The organism is Methanobacterium spitsbergense, assembly GCF_019931065.1.
Classification (GTDB): domain Archaea; phylum Methanobacteriota; class Methanobacteria; order Methanobacteriales; family Methanobacteriaceae; genus Methanobacterium_B; species Methanobacterium_B spitsbergense.
On record NZ_JAIOUQ010000004.1, the window covers coordinates 39,615 to 57,151 of the forward strand.

19 protein-coding genes are annotated in these 17,537 nt (G+C 33.0%); 10 read left to right on the plus strand and 9 right to left on the minus strand.

Annotation, left to right across the window (positions count from 1 at the left end):
- The first annotated feature begins 166 nt into the window (after window positions 1-166).
- From K8N75_RS04995 to K8N75_RS05025, 7 genes are all read left to right on the plus strand, one after another.
- Window positions 167-1,747 carry a CTP synthase gene (locus K8N75_RS04995; RefSeq protein WP_338038027.1) on the plus strand — a complete coding sequence of 527 codons (1,581 nt, stop codon included), beginning with the start codon at window positions 167-169 and terminating at the stop codon, window positions 1,745-1,747.
- A 191-nt stretch (window positions 1,748-1,938) separates the two neighbouring features.
- Entirely contained in the window at window positions 1,939-3,114 is a 1,176-nt protein-coding gene (locus K8N75_RS05000) for an A24 family peptidase C-terminal domain-containing protein (RefSeq protein WP_223791017.1), read from the plus strand.
- A 101-nt stretch (window positions 3,115-3,215) separates the two neighbouring features.
- A complete protein-coding gene (locus K8N75_RS05005; protein WP_223791018.1) occupies window positions 3,216-3,647 on the plus strand; it encodes a hypothetical protein in 432 nt (143 codons plus the stop codon).
- Between the two features lie 72 nt (window positions 3,648-3,719).
- On the plus strand, window positions 3,720-4,646 hold the full coding sequence (locus K8N75_RS05010; protein WP_223791019.1) for a DUF2101 family protein: 927 nt from the start codon (window positions 3,720-3,722) through the stop codon (window positions 4,644-4,646).
- A gap of 165 nt (window positions 4,647-4,811) precedes the next feature.
- Complete coding sequence (locus tag K8N75_RS05015; protein ID WP_223791053.1) at window positions 4,812-5,564, plus strand: 4-phosphopantoate--beta-alanine ligase; 753 nt, start codon at window positions 4,812-4,814, stop codon at window positions 5,562-5,564.
- On the plus strand, window positions 5,561-6,172 hold the full coding sequence (locus K8N75_RS05020; RefSeq protein ID WP_223791020.1) for an AAA family ATPase: 612 nt from the start codon (window positions 5,561-5,563) through the stop codon (window positions 6,170-6,172). The genes K8N75_RS05015 and K8N75_RS05020 overlap by 4 nt, the downstream gene beginning before the upstream one ends.
- A complete protein-coding gene (locus K8N75_RS05025) occupies window positions 6,117-6,491 on the plus strand; it encodes an RNA-binding domain-containing protein (RefSeq protein ID WP_223791021.1) in 375 nt (124 codons plus the stop codon). The genes K8N75_RS05020 and K8N75_RS05025 overlap by 56 nt, the downstream gene beginning before the upstream one ends.
- A gap of 56 nt (window positions 6,492-6,547) precedes the next feature.
- Here K8N75_RS05025 and K8N75_RS05030 read toward each other — a convergent pair whose 3' ends face one another.
- From K8N75_RS05030 to K8N75_RS05060, 7 genes are all read right to left on the minus strand, one after another.
- Window positions 6,548-7,228 carry a diphthine--ammonia ligase gene (locus K8N75_RS05030; protein WP_223791022.1) on the minus strand — a complete coding sequence of 227 codons (681 nt, stop codon included), beginning with the start codon at window positions 7,226-7,228 and terminating at the stop codon, window positions 6,548-6,550.
- 102 nt (window positions 7,229-7,330) lie between these two features.
- Window positions 7,331-8,134 (minus strand): hypothetical protein, encoded by an 804-nt coding sequence (locus tag K8N75_RS05035; RefSeq protein ID WP_223791023.1) that lies wholly within the window; start codon window positions 8,132-8,134, stop codon window positions 7,331-7,333.
- A gap of 78 nt (window positions 8,135-8,212) precedes the next feature.
- Window positions 8,213-8,629 carry a PepSY domain-containing protein gene (locus K8N75_RS05040; RefSeq protein ID WP_223791024.1) on the minus strand — a complete coding sequence of 139 codons (417 nt, stop codon included), beginning with the start codon at window positions 8,627-8,629 and terminating at the stop codon, window positions 8,213-8,215.
- Between the two features lie 39 nt (window positions 8,630-8,668).
- Entirely contained in the window at window positions 8,669-9,103 is a 435-nt protein-coding gene (locus tag K8N75_RS05045; RefSeq protein ID WP_223791025.1) for a hypothetical protein, read from the minus strand.
- 4 nt (window positions 9,104-9,107) lie between these two features.
- Window positions 9,108-10,178 carry a hypothetical protein gene (locus K8N75_RS05050; protein WP_223791026.1) on the minus strand — a complete coding sequence of 357 codons (1,071 nt, stop codon included), beginning with the start codon at window positions 10,176-10,178 and terminating at the stop codon, window positions 9,108-9,110.
- Between the two features lie 15 nt (window positions 10,179-10,193).
- The gene (locus tag K8N75_RS05055; protein WP_223791027.1) at window positions 10,194-12,266 is read right to left on the minus strand and encodes a hypothetical protein; all 2,073 of its coding nucleotides are present in this window, start codon (window positions 12,264-12,266) and stop codon (window positions 10,194-10,196) included.
- Between the two features lie 19 nt (window positions 12,267-12,285).
- Window positions 12,286-13,194 (minus strand): hypothetical protein, encoded by a 909-nt coding sequence (locus K8N75_RS05060; RefSeq protein ID WP_223791028.1) that lies wholly within the window; start codon window positions 13,192-13,194, stop codon window positions 12,286-12,288.
- A 323-nt stretch (window positions 13,195-13,517) separates the two neighbouring features.
- On the opposite strand from K8N75_RS05060, the gene K8N75_RS05065 reads away from it, so the two are divergent.
- The 3 genes from K8N75_RS05065 (at window position 13,518) to K8N75_RS05075 (ending at window position 15,306) form a co-directional block, all read left to right on the plus strand.
- On the plus strand, window positions 13,518-13,925 hold the full coding sequence (locus K8N75_RS05065; protein ID WP_223791029.1) for a class III signal peptide-containing protein: 408 nt from the start codon (window positions 13,518-13,520) through the stop codon (window positions 13,923-13,925).
- 56 nt (window positions 13,926-13,981) lie between these two features.
- A complete protein-coding gene (locus K8N75_RS05070) occupies window positions 13,982-14,215 on the plus strand; it encodes a hypothetical protein (protein WP_223791030.1) in 234 nt (77 codons plus the stop codon).
- Between the two features lie 65 nt (window positions 14,216-14,280).
- Window positions 14,281-15,306: a M42 family metallopeptidase gene (locus tag K8N75_RS05075; RefSeq protein ID WP_223791031.1), complete on the plus strand. Its 1,026-nt coding sequence runs from the start codon at window positions 14,281-14,283 to the stop codon at window positions 15,304-15,306.
- A 157-nt stretch (window positions 15,307-15,463) separates the two neighbouring features.
- Here the strand turns inward: K8N75_RS05075 and K8N75_RS05080 are convergent, their stop codons facing one another.
- Both K8N75_RS05080 and K8N75_RS05085 read right to left on the minus strand, forming a co-directional pair.
- A complete protein-coding gene (locus K8N75_RS05080) occupies window positions 15,464-16,153 on the minus strand; it encodes an ATPase domain-containing protein (protein ID WP_223791032.1) in 690 nt (229 codons plus the stop codon).
- Between the two features lie 91 nt (window positions 16,154-16,244).
- Window positions 16,245-17,510, minus strand: a complete 1,266-nt coding sequence (locus K8N75_RS05085; RefSeq protein WP_223791033.1) for a methanogen output domain 1-containing protein — start codon at window positions 17,508-17,510, stop codon at window positions 16,245-16,247.
- Window positions 17,511-17,537 lie beyond the last annotated feature (27 nt).

A 17,537-nucleotide genomic window follows, 5' to 3' on the forward strand; every position in this document is an offset into this window, starting at 1 on the left:
GATCATAATTAGAATTTAAATAATAAAGATATAAATTAAATTTATTTAGTTTGATATAATCAAGAACAAATATTAATATAAATTAATATTTGGATATTATCAAACATTACAATATTATTAATGATTAAAAGTTTTTTGAGGAGTTGGTAATCTGTCAAAGTATATAGTGGTTACTGGTGGTGTTGTTAGTTCAATAGGAAAGGGAATTACAGCCGCTTCTATAGGTAGAATTTTACGGTCATATGGTGTCGATGTAACAGCCATCAAAATTGATCCATATTTAAACTGGGATTCAGGAACACTGAACCCATATCAGCATGGAGAGGTTTTTGTAACAGAAGATGGTATGGAAACAGACCTTGATCTAGGACATTATGAACGATTTTTGAATGTAAACCTATCAGGAGAATGCAACATTACAACGGGAAAGGTTTATTCATCTGTTATAAATAAGGAAAGGAAAGGGAACTACCTTGGAGCATGTGTCCAAATTATTCCCCATATCACAGATGAAATAAAAGCCATGATAAGAAAAACAGCTGATAAAACCCAGGCAGAAGTTGTTCTTGTTGAAGTGGGCGGTACTGTTGGAGATATAGAAAGCCAACCATTTTTAGAGGCACTAAGACAACTCCGTAACGAAGAGGGCCATGACAATGTGATGTTTGTACACGTTACATACGTACCTTATCTCAGGGCTGCAGGGGAATTTAAAACTAAACCAACACAACACAGTACCAAAGAATTAAGGGGTACAGGTATCACTCCAGATATGATAATTTGTAGATCTGAACTACCTATAGACAACCATCTAAAGGAGAAAATTGCACATTTCTGTGATGTTGATAAAAATGCGGTTATAAATGCTCCAGATGTTCATTCAATCTACGAAATCCCATTAATACTCAACAGCGAAAATGTTGGTGAGTATATTATAGACAGGATAAAAATAGAGGCAAGAAAACCTGATCTATATGAATGGAGCAGGATTGTTGAATCCCTTAAAATTGATGAATCAAGGATAACTGTTGGAATTATAGGAAAGTATGTTGAACTTGAAGATGCTTATATAAGTATAAGGGAATCATTGAAACATGCTGCAGCTGAATTGGGTGTTAAAGTAGATATAGAATGGATAAGGGCAGAAGACAGTGTTAACAGGGAAAAACTGGATCAATTTGATGCATTACTTATACCTGGGGGTTTTGGTGAAAGGGGTATCTCAGGAAAACTAGATGCTGTTAGGTATTCAATTGAAAAAGAGATACCTATATTTGGGATATGCCTTGGAATGCAATGTATGGTGGTAGAATTTGCAAGAATGCATGGTTTTGAAGGTGCAAACAGTACAGAATTTGATGAAAATGCCAAACATCCTGTTATTGACATAATGCTTGAGCAAAAAAAGATAAAAAATATGGGTGGTACAATGAGGCTGGGTTCCTATCCCTGTAAAGTTGAAGGGGGAACAATTGCCCATGATGCATATAAAGAAGATGTTGTTAGCGAACGTCACAGGCACAGGTTCGAATTCAACAATGATTATCGTGATATATTAGTTGAAAAGGGTTTAACAATTTCCGGTACGTCTCCAGATAATTTCCTGGTTGAAATAGTAGAAATAAAGGATCATCCCTGGTTTTTAGGTTGTCAGTTCCATCCTGAATTTAAGTCAAGACCTAATAAGGCACATCCAATTTTTAAATCATTTATGAAAGCTGCAATTGATAAGAAGAGGAGTAATTAAAATCAGAAGTAATTCAATATTATTCCAAAATTCAGTATATTAATATATATAATCTTACTTTAGTTAGGATTAGATTTCATTAGTTATCCATTCTTGTAAGGAGAATAATTCAATAGATCTTTGATTGGATGAATTAAATAATAATTGTAAATAACTTATAATAATATTTAATAAATTTAGGGACGATTATCATGTTAGTTACCATACCATTTATCAGTATAATTATAGCTCTTGTTGCGTGTATCTACGCAAGTTACACAGATTTTAAGGATGGAATCATACAAAACAAACTCACATTCCCATTAATAGCCATTGGAATCATTTTAAATGGTATCTATGTTTTTACTACCGCCAATATATTGCTGTTTATTGAATGTGTGATAGTTACAGGAATAATATTTATTTTGGGATATGTTTTCTGGAAGATGGGAGCCTGGGCAGGAGGGGATGTTAAACTGTTTACAGGTCTTGCAGCTTTAATCCCATTTTATGCCATACCATTTTATTCATCTTTGGTAAGTTACCAGATACTGGGTCTGCAGTTTCCATTGGTTGGAACCTATCCTTTCCCATTCACACTCATAGTCAACAGTATACTTGCAATTCTACCGTTCCTTCTAATATATGTGATTTACATAGCAGTTAAAACTAAACCCTACCTAATTGGAGAACTATTATCACCAATAAAAGAATATAAAAAGAATATAGTACTCACAATGGTTGTAATATCTGCTGTTACAATTACGTTCACTCTGACTAAACAGTTAGATATTCAGATTATTCTGGTATCATTAATTTTAATATCTTTACTTTCATTAATTATATCCAAAATCCCAAACACTATTAAAGCAGTTTTAATATCCATTGTAACTGTTTATGCACTAATAACCAATTTATATGTCACATCAACTGGAATTGTAATTATTTTCATTTCCATAATTCTAATTGAGATAATCAAAAAATTACTAACCTCTGTAAGTAAGGAAGCTCTTCAGGATGATTACAACATTGAAGATCTGAAAGAGGGAATGATATCTACATACAATATCTACGAAAAGGATAATGAGATTGTTATTGGGGATAAAAGTTTTACAACGCGAATTAAGGATGCATTAAATACTGGTGATCTTTCGCTTATTAATCCACCACGTGGAAAGTTGATTATAAGCTCAATGGCAGCTGGTCTTACACAAGAAGATATTAATCTCTTGAAAGAACTGAATATCAAAAATAAAATTTCTAATACTCTTAAAATTAAGAAAGGAGTACCATTTGCCCCATCAATATTAATAGGACTTTTAATATCACTTTTCTTTGGAGATCTTGCATTTATTCTTGGAAAAATTTTAGCAGCAATAATATACTGAATAAAAAATAATGGTTTATCATTATAAATATGTGTAAAAACATAAATTTTTTATATAAATGTATATATGCAATAGATCAATAAATTATAATTGTGAGTAAAATGGATGTAAAAGGACAAGTATCAGCAGAATATTTACTTTTAGCATTGGTATTCCTAATTATAATTGGTTCAGTAACAGTGCCATTGGTTGGTAAGTCTATTGATAGTAGTAATGATATTTCTGATACATCAAATGTAGATGCTGCAATTAATACTATAACTAATGCAATAGGAGTTGTTTATGCCAATGGTCCGGGTGCTAAAAGAACACTCAACGTATACTTCCCCACAGACGGACAACTTACCTATAATAATAAAAACCTTCAAATGCCTGTTACTTTATCTAATGGAACAAGTAAAACAATATCTTCAAGTGTACCATATGATGTAACATTAAGTACTAACACAATTAGTAGAGGTAACTACAATGTTACAATTACATGGCCAACGAGTCAATCATCAATAAATGTTGCTTTAACTTCTACAACTTAATTTATAAGTTTTAGTAATAAAAAACTATTTAATTATTTTATAATAACGTTTTTACCTTTAAGGGGAATCCTAATGAGTTTATTTAACAAACTTGGATATTATATAATCAAATTATTTTCTATAACTGGAATGCTAATTTTATCAATACCCAAAATACCTGAAAAACTTCGAAATATCAACTCTAAAGATATTAGGGAGAAAATGGATACAGAAAATCTTAAGGACAATATATCACGTCTAAGGGATGATGTAGGTTTTGAAGAAAAACTATCACAAATAAGAGATGATGAAAGGATATTCCGTATAACAGGTTCAGAAAAAAGATCTAAATCCTCAAAAAAATCAGAACCATACGAAGAGAAATCTGAAAAATCTGATTCAAGTGTTGTTATGATAGGCGGTGCATTTACATCTGCGCAAAAGGAAAGAACCGTTCTAACCCTTCAGATATTATCTGCAGCATTTGTTGTTGTGTCTATTTTAAGTATTTTCCATTTTATATCAACAATCATATACATACCTCTAGGGGTAGTTATTGTTGGTTACATATTGTACCTACTTTATAATAAGATTAAATTAATGTACAAAAACGATTTTAATGCTTATCGTGATTTCTTTTTAATGTATGTTGCAGTTGGAATAATCCTTGCACTCGTGAACACCAATTCAAATTTTGTAATGGCATATTCGTTCCAATTATTACCATCACTCACCATACTTATTTTTGCAGTGGTAGCTGTTTTAGCAGTATTTCTCATATTCAGAATTCGTTATTACAGAAATTTCACATATGGAACTGTTATAGAAGCTGGTAAGAAAACTGCATATGTAAAGGTTGAATATGATATAAGATCCAATGTTAAACCTGATATCTATATTGTAGAAAATAATGTAGGTGTTGTTGAAGGAGATTATGTAAAACTTCAATTGGAACAAAAATTAATGAGTATGAGTGGTAACAAACCAATTAGCATAATTGAAACTGTAAATATTCTTTAGGTAAAAATTGAGTTACATCCAACCAAAAACCTAATAAAATTATCCATCTATAATTTTATTTTTATATTTTAAATGTTTTTTAAAATAGAATTAATATATACATTTTTATGGGGATTACTACTCTGAAAATGAATATATACCATGAAACCAAAACAATCTAAATGTATGATACACAAGGATCATCCGAGATACGAATCATTGAAATTAAGGGCCATGGTTGTTGACGCCTATAAAAGGGGGATACTTGCTGACTCTGGAATGATAGCCCATGGGCGGGGAGAAGCATTTGATTATCTCTTAGGTGAAAAAACATCCAATAATGCTAAAAAAGCTGTGAAAGCTGCTGCTGCTGCACTTATTCTGGCTGAAAACCCTGTTATTAGTGTTAATGGTAACACTACTGCCTTGGTTCCTAGAGAGATTGTGAAGCTTGCAAAGGAAATACAGTGCAAGATTGAGATCAACCTATTTTACAGAACACCAGAAAGAATATCAGCCATAGAGAAGGTTTTTAAGGATGTATGTGCTGAAAATGTTTTAGGCAATGATCACGAAGAAAAGGAATCGATTAAGGGTCTTGAAGGCCCTAGATCAAGTTCTAGTAAGGAGGGAATTTACATTGCAGATGTTGTGCTTGTACCACTTGAGGATGGTGATAGGGCAGAAGAACTTGTGAAACTTGGAAAACTCCTAATTACAATCGACCTTAATCCACTTTCAAGGACTGCTAAAACTGCAAGTATAACAATTGTAGACAATATAGTGAGAGCAATACCTAATTTAATAGAAGCAATTCAGGAACTCAAAGGTGCTGATCCATCAACCCTACATCAGATAATAGAAAGCTTCAACAACAACGAAAATATACAGGAATCTCTAATAAAAATTTCAAAAAAGTACACCGGTGTAGAACAATGAAGGTTATTGGAGTAACAGGACTTCCAGGATCTGGAAAAGGTGTTGTTTCACGTGTGGCCAATAAATTGGGTATACCCATTATTTGTATGGGTGATGTTATAAGAGATGAAGCCAAAAAAAGAGGCGAAAAAACTGGAGATGTCGCTGTTGAACTACGTAAAGAATATGGAGAATTTGTAGTTGCCGAACGTTGTGTTGAAACCATAAAAAAATATTTCAACACCAAAGACAATTCACCCAAAAATAAAATCATGGTTAAATCCAATATATTCATGGTAGAGGGTATTAGAAGCCAGTACGAAGTTGAGATATTCAACAAAAACTTCAAGAACTTCAAGGTTATAGCAGTACATTCAACTCCCAAAACCAGATTTAAACGTTTGAAAAGAAGAAAAAGACCGGATGATTCAAAAGAAAAATCTGAATTTTTGCTTAGAGATAAAAGGGAACTCAACTTTGGAATAGGTAATGTAATTGCAACAGCAGATTATATGATTATTAATGAAGGTCCAATAAAGAAAATTAAAGGTATTGTAAGGAGTATACTTGAAAATGAAATGCAAAATGACAGCAAAGGCAAGGGTAAATCCAACAGAAGATCTGGATAAGGTTATAACAGCCATCTCAAACATATTTAAATTTGATGAACTTGAAATTGGCGATGGTTATGTTGTTGTTACAGGAGAAAATGATTCTCTTATACCACTAAGAGATTCTCTGAAAGAAAGGAAAATACGGGACACTGCAGAAAGAATGTTTATAAAGGGAGCCGAAAAAGGCAAAATAACCTTTTCATTGAGTAAACAAGCAGCTTTTGTTTCAATTCCCAACATAGTTGATAGGGAAATGTCAGCGCTAGGCGAAATAGATGTAACCATTGAAACAGACAATGAAACAGTTTTCATGGAGTGGATGACCCAAAAATAAAATATAATTTTAATACATTTAAATTTATTAATATATGTTAAATGAATATTAAGGTTTTACTTATCAACAAGTATTACCTTGGTAATTAAAAGGTATCCATTATCTCTGTCCCATACATTAGATGATTCAAGAATTTTTATATGTTTTTTAAAAATTGGACAGTCTAGAACAAGTGTTTCAGCTTCTCCACCTTCAAATGCCATGTGCATACCATATTTTTTGTTTAAAACAATAACATCCTCTAAAAGGTTACTATCAACATTTCTCCCGAGCCAAGACTCATCAAGACCTTCTGCTGATACACTTGTCAGTATAACATCAAAACCTAATTCTATGATCTCTTCCATGTACTCCTTGGGATCTCTGTGCCAAAGAGGAGCATGTGATTCTAGTCCAATTTCATGGCATAAATTATCAATTCTTGATTTCTGATACTCTGATGCCAGTGCACCTGCAAATATTGCTTTAACACCTTTACCTTTCAATTCTATTAGAACCCTTTTTAAATCATCAAGTTCCTTTTCTTTCTCACCAAGGGTTTTAGCAACAATAAGTGGAATTTCCATAGCTTCTGATGACAGTTCGGTTATATGTATGCTTGCAACATGGAACATGTAAGACTCAGAGTTCTCAGAGATCATTGTAACAAGATATTTAATATTATATCCTTCTTCAATGGCTTTATAAACTGCCATTGTACTATCTTTACCTCCTGAGAAAAGTACTGCTGCATCCATAATTATTTACACTCCTTCTTTTATTTTAAGATAAATTTTGGGTTAATTTGTAATTATTTTAATAAATTAATTCATGGGTTAATAAAAAAATAAAATAGTAAATTATTTTTTTAGTTTCAGTATTCTTTCACGAATACCATTGAAAACGCTTACAATGCTGTCAATAAATAATCCTGCAAGTCCGGTTATCATTCCCAGGAAACCGCAGAATAATACAACATTTGATTTGTTTGGTAGTATATCCTTTAATGCCTGGACATTTTTTTCTGTGGGTCCATTTACATCTGTAATTACCACATCTCCCTGTGGAATTTGTGCTATTACTTTATCAAGCTTTGGTGCATCAACATTCAACGTTACTCGTACAATACTGTATCTTATAGTTCCACCACTTACATACAGCATCCATTTTTCCAGGTTATTTATTACCTCTTGGGGATCTGTATTATTTTTTACCTGAATTATCATGGTGTCGTTTGTTGGTATCTGTACTGAAGTTATATTTTCGTTAATTTCAGGTATTCTATTTAGAAAAGTGCTTTTCCAGTCATCCGAAATATAGCTTGTTTTCAGGGTTATTCCATTACTCTGAACACTTTGAACACCATCAATTTTTTTGGTATTTTCAATGAAGTCAGTTACATTTAATTCAGTTGAAACATTTAATCCAATAACATCGGTACCTGTGGTTGTAACCATATACACCGACCGTGCCATATCAGGAATATCGTCAAATACTGGGGCTATAAAAAAAGCTCCACCTACCGCACCGACAGTAAATCCTAAAGCAATTACAAATAAAAGATTTTTTTTACCAATTAAAGGTGTTAGAAGAGCTGTTGAAAATATAAAGACTAATACCAATATAAATAGTCCTATCATTAATATAACTGCAAGTGGTTCCATGTTTTAATCTCTGATTTTATCGCTAATAATGTTTGTCAATTGATATTATGATAGAGTTATATATATTTAAAAGTTCTGTCAGGTAGGTTGAAGAATGTTACCTGACTTAGCATCTACAAAAACGGTTTTAGAAATTGCTTTATTTGTGATGGTTACAACCCATACTGGAAATGATGTTTCATTAATTTTAACATTACCCTGTGTTACAGAACCAGCTGAAAAACCTTGGTTAGCATTTATTGCAATAGTTTTCGCTTGTTCAGCTGTTATAATATATGTTCCGTTGGTAGTTGAGTTATTGTTAGAAGTAGAATTATTTGATGAGGGCATTGCATATGGTACTGGAACCATTTGTGCGGGTGTTGTTTGATTCTGTGTTATATTTGATGTTGGAGTACCTGTAAATGGTGCGAAATAAGCATATCCAATTATAATAAAAATTATAATACCCACACCCAATAGTGCCTTTTTTTCCCAGCCTTCTTTTAAATCCATTTTAAACACTTGTATATCTTCTAAATTAATTCTTTGATGTTATGATATTTGGACCGTACCATTAACATTCTGTACATGATAAACATTATTATTGTTGAGTGTAGTTGTTCCATTGATATTTTTTGGAATTAATTTAATATTTACGCTACTAGCACCAGTTACCATTGTAACAACATTACTGCCAGATATAGAATTAATTGTTGCTGTGAATGCAAAAGAATTTGAATTGGTTGAAAGTGCAGTGTTCATAGTTCTAAGATCCATGTCAATTGAATAGCCATTCCCATTTATATATACTGTGTTTATGGTTTCAGCTATTTTTTCACCAATTATTCTTGCGCCTCCAACATCTCCTGCCTGACTTTGATCCATTGTGCCGCTGATTAGGCTGACCAATCCTCCTATAATGATCAAAACTATTAGGGTAATGAAAATAAATTCTGCACTTGCTTGTCCTTTATTGTCAAAATACATTTTATCACGTTAATGCATATGGGCTGTTTGTAAGCCCTAATATTATTTTGTAAGGGTTAGAAAGATATACAATCGGGCCGTTTGGTGTTCCAGTGGAATCTGGTTGCCTAATGGCTGTTATTGTATTGTGATTTTTGGTTGTTATAGTATATCCAGCAACTCCTGCAAAGTATTCATGGTCAAGGAAAGAAATAGCATCTGTCCCATGATCTTCATTTAACGGATCTCCAAGTACAAATGTGCTCATTTTTGTATATGGCGGACTTAGTGATGTGCTAATTGTTTTATTTTCAAGCCGGTCAAAGAATGAAAGCCCTTGAGTGTCAAGGAAGTAGTATGGTCTTGGATATATTTTACTGGGATTATCTGTTCCATTCATAGCATCCCAAAGATGGAAAATTTTATCCTGTTCAACTCCTGCATCTGCAAAGTGATAATTTGGATTACCCGCAAAAGTTGTGTAATACTGATATTTATAAATAACAGAAGTAGTTCTTTCTTTACTGTTTATCCATATATATGGGTCTTCTATTCCCTCTATAGAAACATAAACCTTAATTGGAGGAGTTAAACCAGAATATGACTGATTTGTTTGATCAATCCTTATAGGTATACCTCCCCTCACATTTACATAGAATCCAAATGGATCCTCTTGAGTAATACTAACATCGCTAGAAGTGAACACTTGAGTTGTATAATTGTTTATTGAAATATTGTTAATATATATACTTCTTCCAGTCTGGGTTTCAAGAGCTTTACATGCTGACAATACATGTTCATTCAATGAAGAAACTACTTGATCCCTAATATAAGATTTGCTATCTGTCAAATAACTTCTATCATCAATCACTTTCCTTGTAGCATTATATGCTCCATTACGACCTGCATCTGCAGCACCCTCTCGTATTGCAGTATAAACATTGGTTGCAGCTGAAAATGTAACATCTCCTCCTATTGCTATAGTTGAAATTGTGTTCAGCTCGTTTACAATGTTACCCATAGCCAATGCTACCACAATAACAGGAATGAACAACAAGAATGCCAATGGTGTGAAAGCGTATCCTTTATTATCCATATTATATTTCTCCTATTATTTCCATAAATCCAACCTTACAGGTATAGCATTAGGCAAATTACCTGTATACATTGCTTCTGATTTAATATAACTAGGGTTCGGTGTAATTCCTGACTGAGTTAACAGTGCAATAAGATTCTCCCTTGCTTGGTTTTCTGCATCTTGAGCTGATGATGAAAATGATGTGGTCCAAACATTTTGAAGGAATTTGGGATAGACAACAGATACTCTAGTTCCAGAAAATAATGCAGCATTTGCATTGTTATCTCCTGATTCCCAATTATTAGCAGGTCCGGTAATAGTTACTCTTAAGTTATATGTACCTGTTTTTAGACCACCAGTACCATTGGTAATTACACGACCCCCTGTAGCTTTTGCATCCAAGGCTGCAAGATCAAGAACAAATGGAACAGTATCACTATCATATAAAATATTATTGTTATTATAATCGACTCTAATATGTCTAGTTGTAGTACTTGCACCAAAAAATAAAAAGGCTTGTTGTGCTTCAGCACCTATAGTAAATTGTTTTACTTGACTATAGGCATTATTAGAACTTTGATGACTATTAAAAGCAAAATTTTCCCATTTAATAGGTAATTTACTGTAAGAAGTAACAGCATAACAGTTAGTTAAGCCTACAAAATCGTAATCATTACCCGGAGCTTGATCCCATACAGTAACCCGTACTTTATTATTACCATTCCTCAAGTAGTCTTTAATATATATAATTCCGGGATTGTTACCGTAACCATCACCGACATCACTATAATCAACACCATTCAAATCAAAAGAGTTAAATGCAACATTCCAATTTGTTCCATTCCAGACTTCAACAAGTGTGTCGTCAACTCCACCATAGGCATTTACAACCAAATAACTGTCAAATATTCTGGCTCCTGAAGGTATGTTAATATCAACTACTTGACTTACAGCACACCCACTGGTTTGGCCCGGAATATTTGTTAAAACAAACGGAACACCATCAGAATAGATATTATTCTTTCCTAAGAAATCAGACCATCTTATACTTCTTAAATTATTAAAAAATGTACGCTGCCCTGTATTTAAATCATATGAAAATCCATACTCATTATTTCCACCATTACCATCTAAATTTTGTGCTGTGGGTACTGCAACCCCTGCAGCATCTGTTAAATTATTAACATCTGTAAGTATTCCAACAGGAACTTTAAGCGTTGTTGTATATGATGCAAGCATCGAAAACCAAGGCATATCACTCTGACTATTTAAACCAGGATCTAAAAAATTTACATAAAAATTATTATTTCCAGTTTTCAACTCAGAAGAAGTTAAATTTCCCTGATAATTATACATGGTTTCATAACTTCCAGGTCGTAAATTTAAAAATGTGAAACTTGTATTAGATATGACATGGTTTAAATTGTTTACCTTCACATTCGCACTGTAAGATGGATTTCTATGATATCGATCATTATTATGATTACTTGAACCTAATAAAAACTTTCCACCAAGTATTGTGGTATTTTCAGGTATTGAAAATGGTATATTGGATGCAGTACTCCCACTACCCCAAAATGGTCGATTTTCTAGACCATAACTTTGCCAAGGTTGGAAATTACTTAACCAATTGTGGAAGTTCCAAACTGTAGTTGTAACGTTTTGTTGTTTATCTTCGTAAGTAACTTCTTCAAGTTTATAATAAGCCCTTCCAACCCAACCCTCTTGAGGTCCTGAAATTACCTTGACCTTGGTTACTGAATCATAAGCTGTGCTTCTTCCGGTCCGTATATCCTGAACAGCAGGATTGGATCCTAATGTCATTTGATATGTAACATCAGAAGGCATAAGTGTATTTAATGAGTCCGTAATAAGTTGTGAAGCATTATCAGGATATCCGTTTGCATATAATACAGCTGCTGTTCTTAATGTTCCGTCCTGTTCCATAACATTTAGTGCGCTGTCTGCCAGTGCTTCTAAATGTTGATGATCTTCCCCATTGTAAATAGGTAAAATTTGGTAGGTTACAATTGAAGCTGTAAATACTATAACCACAATTAAAGCCAGAGTTGCATCTGTTGTAAAGAGAAAACCTTTATCATCCATTTATAATCATCACCTTAAATCATGCTCCCCTGTTCCATACAAACAATTCTGCCCTAACTTTTTTTGGAATTATTGTATCAACATTGATATTCTCAGGTGCGGTGCCCTTAGGAACTTGTATTATATAAATATCTAATGTGTCACCAGGGTTACTGTTACCCCTTACTGTAATAATATTATCTTGTAGTGTTGCACCATCCTTCAATGCACTTGGATCTATTTTTTTGGTAATGTTGACAAATCTTGTAGCTTGCCCTCTAAAGTCATGTTGATCAACTACATCATTACCATTTATATTAACATCTGCTGAATTGTATCCCTGGTTAACTATTAAAACATAATAATCAAATGTCGCTAAATAGAATTGATCGGTTGGAAATGGGTTTGGTGGGGATGTGTATGTAATGGGTGTTCCTGTAAACCTTCTTAGATCCTTTGCACTAGAAACAACGAGTGATTCTGTATAAATTGCAACTCTTTCAACTCTAACAACATCATTCGCAGAAGTATAACTGTTATTTCCAAGAGATTTAATGATCTGATTGTTATCAATACGAGTAACTTTAAAGTAATAGTTATAACCACCAACAAGAGTTTGAACATTATCTTGGCTGAGAGCTGCAAGTTTACCAGTGGATAATGTACCTTCTTGGGGACCATTTTTAGTATCATAAATAGCGAGACCTGTAACATTTGCATTTCCTGTTACTTCCCAGTTAGTAGGTTCTCCTGAAGTTTCAAGAAGTGTATTCAGAGTGTCAAAGGCAGACCTATCCATTGATCCACGAAAAACAGTATCTTCCATTTGATACATTAGATTATCCATATCTGCTGTTACAAAACCAAGTATTAATGTAAGTGGAATTATAGCCAATAAAAGATCAAGAGATAATGCAAACCCCCTTGAATCACGAGATAAAAATCCCATTTTCCCTCCCCATTATATCAGATTTATTAATATGATATTTACTATATCACAATTATATTTATATACCTTTGTGAGATACCTATCCAAATATTTTATTATGCTATATATTAATAGTAAATATGTAGTTAACTTTGAAATTATTCAAAAAAAATCATAAATCAATTAATTCTCTCCGATATACTTGTTATAAACTCCCTGGGATATGTAAATATGAAGACTTCAAAGAAATAATAACAAAAAATATACCATATTAAATCCATTGGATAAATAGATAGAAATAATTAATTTAGAATAAATTGATAATATGGAATGAGAAGATTAACATGGACCAGCGAGCACAAATATCTGTTGAGTACATTTTATTAGTTGCAATTGTAATGTTAATTGTAATAGTATTTGCAGTGATAATTACCGATCAAAATGAACAAAACAATGTTGCCAGTGCTGCTCAACTAGGGGCTACAAATGCTACAGCTAATCTCATATTTACCAATACTGGTCAATCTCCTGTAAAGGTGACCTCGGTTTCTATGACAAACGGTACCACTATAAACATGACAATACACTTTTCAAGATCTGTGACAGGTCAAGAGAGTGTGATTATTGATAGTATTACTAAATCTCTTAATTCTGCAGGATATACTAATACTAGTAAAACCACTAATAGTGTTACTTTAACAACGTCTACTGGTGTGAGCGTAAGGCATACATACTTTATAACACTCGCTTAAATAGTAAATTTTATAACACGATAATTTTAATTGCTTGTATTATGGGGATGAATTTTATGAAGGAAAATATTGAAGTAAATAAACCTGAAGATATTAGAAGAAATAATCCTAAAAAAAGAAATATAAATATTTGGGGTATTTACATCAGTTTGATTTTTATTATACTTGGGGCAGTATGGTATGGAGTGAATGTGGGTTTGATCCCATTAACATTTATTCAACAACAAGCTGGACCAATTATTATAATACTTATAGGTTTGTTGATACTCTTAAAATCATTGAAGAGATAAATTAAATTCACTATTATTTTATTTAACTTATATTTTTTAATTAATCAATTAAAGGAAGTAAAACTATGAAGGATCTATTAAAAAAACTTGCAGATGCTCCTGGAGTCTCAGGATTTGAAGATGAAGTTAGAGATATAATGATCAACGAGCTTAAGGATAGTGTTGATAAAATTGAAATTGATCAGCTTGGTAACTTGATTGCAACTCGCAATGGTAAACCAGATGGCAAAAAGATAATGCTTGCAGCCCACATGGATGAAATAGGGTTAATGATCCGTTACATTGATAAAAATGGATTTATTAAATTTTCAAAAATTGGGGGAATTAATGATCAAATGCTTTTAAACCAGGAAGTAAGCATACACACTTCCAATGGTATCGTTACAGGAGTTATTGGTTCAAAACCACCTCATAGAATGAAAGAAGCTGAAAGGAAAAAGGTAATTGATTACGAGAATATGTTCATTGATATTGGTGTTTCTGACAAGGAAGAAGCAGAGAATATAGTGAAACTAGGGGATCCAATAACAATCAAACAGGAGTTCACTGAACTTGGTAAACTATACAAAGGCAAGGCTCTAGATAACAGGATAGGATGTGCAGTTTTAGTCGAGGTTATGAAAAAAGCTGAGAGCGATGCAACCATATATGGTGTTGGAACTGTTCAAGAAGAAGTTGGACTAAAAGGTGCAAAGACTGCTGCATTTAAATTAAATCCAGACATGGCTCTGGCACTAGATGTTACAATAGCCGGAGATCATCCGGGAATAAAAGAAGAAGATGCTCCTGCAAAGACTGGTAAAGGTCCAGGAATAATACTAACAGATGCAAGTGGTAGGGGACTCATTACACATCCAAAAATTAAAGAACTTCTAATAAGTGTTGCAGATGAAGAGGAAATACCATACCAGCTGGAAGTAAGTGAAGGAGGAACAACAGATGCAACTGCAATCCACCTTACAAGAGAAGGTATACCAACAGGAGTTATATCTCCACCAACACGTTACATCCATACACCTGTGAGTGTAGTTGCAATGGAAGACGTTGAAAATGCAGTAAAACTAATTTTAGCAGTTTTAGAAAGAATTTAATTATTTATTTAATTTCTTTCTTCAACTATTATTTTAATTAATATTTTTTATATAATTCTAATTTAATGATAAAGAGTGAAATGTACATATAAATCAAAACACCCTGTACTATCTTTATTTTACTAAAATAGGATATATTAATTCTTTTTAATAATTTTTATATCATGATAATTCCATTTGAATTTATTTCATAACTAATAAACTGTGTTGGTGTTTTGGTACTTCTCATCTTAACTATATCCATAACACGTTCTCGGCGGCCAGTATATGGATTTTCACGTTTCATTAATTTTAATGCACCATAAACAGAGAATAGAGCTATTTCATTAAACTCGCTTGAAGTTGCACTGTCAAGTACTACAAGTGCTGTGATGTTCCGTTTTTTAAGTTCGTAAATCAAGAGGTCAAAACGGTCTCTGAATTCATATGGTGTTAATTTAGCTGTGTAACTACCTATGTTATCAATGATAACTGTTTGAGTATCTTCAGGAAGTTCATTGATAAATTTTGAGAAGTTACCCTTCATAGCACCTATATCTATGCTCATCTCAGCTTCTGTAACTTTTGCCCTTATACCTGCAAGTTCAGTGAAACTTAAGATATTATTATCTGTAAATGTTTTCAGATCCCAATTAAATGATTCTCCCTGTGTATAAAGGTCTGATGCATCTTCTTCAGTTGTTATGTAAACAGTTTTAAATCCTTGTTTACAGCTGCTCTTTGCAAACTGAAGAGCAAAAATTGTCTTACCCGAACCTGCATCCCCTGTCACAAGCATTGATCTCCCAATTGGAAAACCACCAGTTATATCGTCAATTCCATCTATCCCACTTTTTAACCTTTCCAAGAATAACCCTCCCTTAAACGTTAGATTATTAATAATCTTAATATCTATTAAATTTAATCTATTTTAAGTGTTATAATAATTTATAATTCTATTAACCCTTTTGATCCATTGAAAATTTAAATTCAAAGTCACAATTACTTCCTCCGTCTGCCATGCATGTTGTTTGTTCAACACTGCCCCTAATAGAAGTCCATGTGAAACTTCTTATTACCATTGCACGGCATATCAGGCAGAACATTGGACTTGATCCTGCTTCTGTTAGCCATGGACAGTTTTTGAATTTGAAATAACTTTTATCCTTTTCAACAGTTTTCTCGGTGCTTATACCCAGGTTAAATAAGAAATCAGCCAGCCAATCAATGTAGCAGTTGAATAATATGTCATTGGTTACAGAATTTCCAGTACATTTGATAAATTCTTCATCAAATTTGGGTTTCATATTTTTTTCAAAACTGTCTGCAAAACTCTTTGCAATATTATTCCTCACTTGTGGAGGTATGCTTGAGGCGAAAACAGGCAATGCACTTACAACAAAACTTGATAGTTCTCCTCTTGCTTTTTCCTTTAAAAGTTCTTCCCTTTCTTTTTCTGCCTTTCTTCTTTCGGTAATATCTCTAAAAACAAGTGCTACACCTATTATATTTCCTGCTTTATCCCTTATGGGTGCAGTGCTGTCGTCAATTGGAACCTTTTTATTATCTTTGGTTAATAGAATTGTTGGTTCTTTAAGATCTATTATTTGGTTGCTGTCAATTACTTTGCTAACAGGATTATCAATTGGTGCTCCACTTCCTTCTTTGGTGATATTGAAAACTTCGTTGAGATTTTTTCCCATTGCTTCGCCTTCTCCCCATCCTGTGATATCCATTGAAACAGGGTTCATGAACTTGATCTTACCATTTTCATCTGTTGCAATTACTGCATCACCAATACTTTCAAGGGTGGTTGAAAGCCATTTTTCACTTTCTTTAAGTTTACTTTCCATTTTATGTTTGTAAAGCGCTACCTCAACTGCACTGTGAAGTTCTCTATCTTCGAATGGTTTGATTATATATCCAAATGGCTCTGTTACCTTGGCTCTTTTCAATGTTTTTTCGTCAGAATATGCTGTTAAATACACAACTGGAATATCTAAACTGTCTCGTATTTTTTGAGCAGCTTCTACTCCATCCATATCTCCTTTAAGTACAATATCCATAAGCACAAGATCTGGCAGAGTTTCTGCTGCTTTTTGAATGGCACCTTCTCCAGATGGGGTTATTCCTGTAACTGAATAACCAAGACCTTCGGCCCGGTGTTTAATATCCATTGCAACAATGCTTTCATCTTCAACAACGAGAATTTTTACATTCGACATGATATTACCTTTCTTTTATATATATGC